General features: G+C 75.5%; 3 protein-coding genes. 2 read left to right on the top strand and 1 reads right to left on the bottom strand.

Going from position 1 to position 3,090, the window contains the following annotated elements; all coding sequences use genetic code 11:
• Positions 1 to 314 (top strand): sulfurtransferase TusA family protein (locus AC2CJA_RS25680; protein WP_484605059.1); only part of this gene is annotated, 314 nt, incomplete at its 5' end.
• A gap of 55 nt (positions 315 to 369) precedes the next feature.
• On the opposite strand, the gene AC2CJA_RS25675 is transcribed toward AC2CJA_RS25680, so the two are convergent.
• Positions 370 to 1,344 (bottom strand): carbohydrate kinase family protein, encoded by a 975-nt coding sequence (locus AC2CJA_RS25675; protein ID WP_484605060.1) that lies wholly within the window; start codon positions 1,342 to 1,344, stop codon positions 370 to 372.
• Positions 1,345 to 1,554: 210 nt separating this feature from the next.
• Between AC2CJA_RS25675 and AC2CJA_RS25670 the strand changes: the two genes are divergently transcribed.
• A complete protein-coding gene (locus tag AC2CJA_RS25670) occupies positions 1,555 to 3,015 on the top strand; it encodes a hypothetical protein (RefSeq protein ID WP_484605058.1) in 1,461 nt (486 codons plus the stop codon).
• Positions 3,016 to 3,090 lie beyond the last annotated feature (75 nt).

Here is a 3,090-nt window from a genome sequence, read left to right as displayed (position 1 = left end):
CCCAGACCCCCCCCCCCCCCGACCGACACCCCGCGGCCCCGGCGGCGGCGGGGGGCGCCGGGGGGGACGGCGGACCGGGTGCCGCGGAGGACGGCCGGGAGGCGGCGCTCACCGTCGACTCCCGGGGCAAGCGGTGCCCGATCCCGGTGATCGAGCTAGCGAAGGTGATCGGCCGGGTGCCGGTGGGCGGCACGGTCCTGCTGCTCGCCGACGACGAGGCGGCCCGGCTGGACGTCCCGGCCTGGTGCGAGATGCGCGGTCACGAGTACCTGGGCGCGCGGGGCCACGCCTACCGGGTGCGCCGCACCGTCTGACTCCCTTCCCCGCCCCCGGCTCCCGCCGGGGGCGGTCCCGTACCGGGGTGCGGGTTCAGGACAGGCGGGTCCGCACCTCGGCCGCGGCGTCCTCGCCGTAGGTCTTGGTGAAGCGCTCCAGGAAGTGGGAGCGCCTCAGCTCGTACTCCTGGGTGCCCAGGGTCTCGATCACGAGGGTGGCCAGCATGCAGCCGAGCTGTGCGGCACGCTCCAGCCCGAGGTCCCAGGCGAGAGCCGACAGGAAACCGGCGCGGAAGGCGTCGCCGACCCCCGTCGGATCGACCTTGGACTCCTCCTCGGGGCAGGGGACGGTGAGGGTCTCCCGGCCCGCCCGCTCGATGCGGACCCCCTTGGCGCCCAGCGTGGTGACGCGGACCCCGACCCGGTCGAGGATGTCCTGCGCGCTCCAGCCGGTCTTGGACTCCACCAGCCCGGCCTCGTACTCGTTGGTGAACAGGTAGGCCGCGCCCTCGGTGAGTCCGCGGATCTCCTCCCCCTCCATCCGGGCGAGCTGCTGGGAGTAGTCGGCGGCGAAGGGGATGGAGCGTGTGCGGCACTCCTCGGTGTGGCGCATCATCGCCTCGGGGTCGTCCGCCCCGATGTGGACCAGGTCCAGTCCGCCGACCCGGTCGGCGACCGTCTTGAGCTCGATCAGCCGGGCCTCGCTCATGGCGCCGGTGTAGAAGGTGCCGATCTGGTTGTGGTCGGTGTCGGTGGTGCACACGAAGCGCGCGGTGTGCAGGATCTCGGAGATGCGCACCGAGGCGGTGTCCACGCCGTGCCGCTCCAGCCAGGCGCGGTACTCCTCGAAGTCGGCGCCCGCGGCTCCGACGAGAACCGGGCGCACCCCGAGCTGGCCCATGCCGAAGCTGATGTTCGCGCCGACGCCGCCGCGCCGGATGTTGAGGGTGTCGGCCAGGAAGGACAGCGAGACCGTGTGGAGCCGGTCGCCGACGAACTGGTCGGCGAAGCGGCCGGGGAAGGTCATCAGATGGTCGGTGGCGATGGAGCCGGTGACAGCGATACGCACGGCGGACTGCTCCAGGGGAGGCGGGGATGCGGACACACCACGCTACTTCCTCGCGCCCTCGTGTTCCCCCAAGGCCTTGCGTTCCCCGCGGCCGGGCCGGGGGAACCGTCCGCGGCCCGTTCCCGTCACACCGGCGCACGGCTGGAGAGGCAGGCACCGGGAACGCGCGGTACGCGGACGCACGGTGCACGGAATCGAAGGAGCGATGCGGTGAACGCCGATCACACCCCGGAACCCACCCGAACCCGGCGACGCGGACTGACGACCGTCTCGGTGGCCCTCGCCGTCCTGCTGGCCGGAGGCGGCGGCGCGTACTGGGCCTCGACCGCCGGGGACGGCGGCGCCTCGGGCGCGGCCCCGCAGGACGGCCGGGACGGGCCCGCGCCGCTGGTCCTGGACGGCTACGGGCAGTCCCGCGCCGCCTCGCCGGAGCTCGGGATCGCGCCCGGCGAGCCGGCCCCCGGCGGCCCGGTCTACAAGGCGTCCGGTCCCCTGCCCGACGGCCCCGCCTCGGCCCCGGCCTACCGGCCCGCCGAGGAGGTCGGCGAGGAGGAGGTGACCGAGCTGGCGAAGGCGCTGGAGGTACGCGGCGAGGTACGCCGCGAGGACGGCCCCTGGACGGCCGGCGGCGAGGACGGGCACCTCACCGTGGACGCCGCCTCCGGTGCCTGGTCGTTCACCGGCGCGGTGCCGCTGAGGGCCGGGGACGTCTCCGAGAAGGAGGCCAAGAGGGCGGCCCGGCCCGTCGTGGAGGCCCTCGGCCTGGAGGGCGCCGAGGTGGACGCCGGGCAGGAGCGGGGCGGGCTGCGCATCGTCCGCGTCGAGCCCCGGCAGGACGGGCTGCCCGTCCACGGCTGGACGACCGAGATCGGCGTCGGGCACGGGGGAGCGCTGGCGAGCGGCAACGGGCGGGCGGTCGGACTGACGGAGGCGGACGGGGGCTCCGAGTACCCGGTCATGGACGCCGGTGAGACCCTGGCCGCGCTCAACGAGCGCGGCGGCCGGGTGGACCTGGGCCTGAAGTGCTCCGTGCCGCCGGAGAAGGAGGCCCCGGGGCCGAAGCCGGGCGCCGGGGGGCCGGGGGACGTCCCGCCCGCCGACGGCGATCCGGGGCGGCCGGGCGGGGCGGGCGGCCCCGAACCCTGCGGCCCGGCCGGGGAGCGCGAGCGGGTGGAGGTGACGGGGGCGGCCTTCGGACTGTCGGCGTACTCCTCGCAGGGGCGCGAACTACTCGTTCCCTCCTGGCTGTTCGAGGTGGCGCCGGCGGGCGGGGAGACCCACACGGTAGTCCACCCGGCGGTGGAGCCGGAGTTCCTGGCGCCGCCCTCCTCCGGGGACGGCGACGACTCCACGTCCGTGCCGGGCACACCGGGTCCGCGTCCCGAGGAGCGGGTCGGCACCGCCACCTACGTCGAGGAGTACGGGGCGCGGGACCGCACGCTCACGGTGCACTTCTGGGGCGGGGTGTGCGACGAGTACCGCGCGAGCGCCCAGGAGAGCGACGGGAGGGTGACGGTGCGGATCACCGGCGAGCCCCGCGAGCCGGGCAGGGCCTGTGTGCTGGTCGCCAAGGACATGACCGTGGAGGTGGAGCTCGACGAGCCGGTCGGCGACCGCGAGATCCTGGACGAGGAGGGCGAGCGGCTGCCCGAGGGCGCGGCGGAGGAGTGAGTGGAAAGTGAGTGGAAGGGGCCGTGCGGCACCGCCGCCCGGCCGGCACGGGGAAGGCGGCGGACCCGTCCGGGT

The sequence above is a fragment of the Streptomyces sp. ATLC9 genome, from assembly GCF_057196705.1.
The sequence above is the reverse complement of the archived record's forward strand: the minus strand, read 5'-3'. Positions and strand labels throughout refer to the sequence as shown.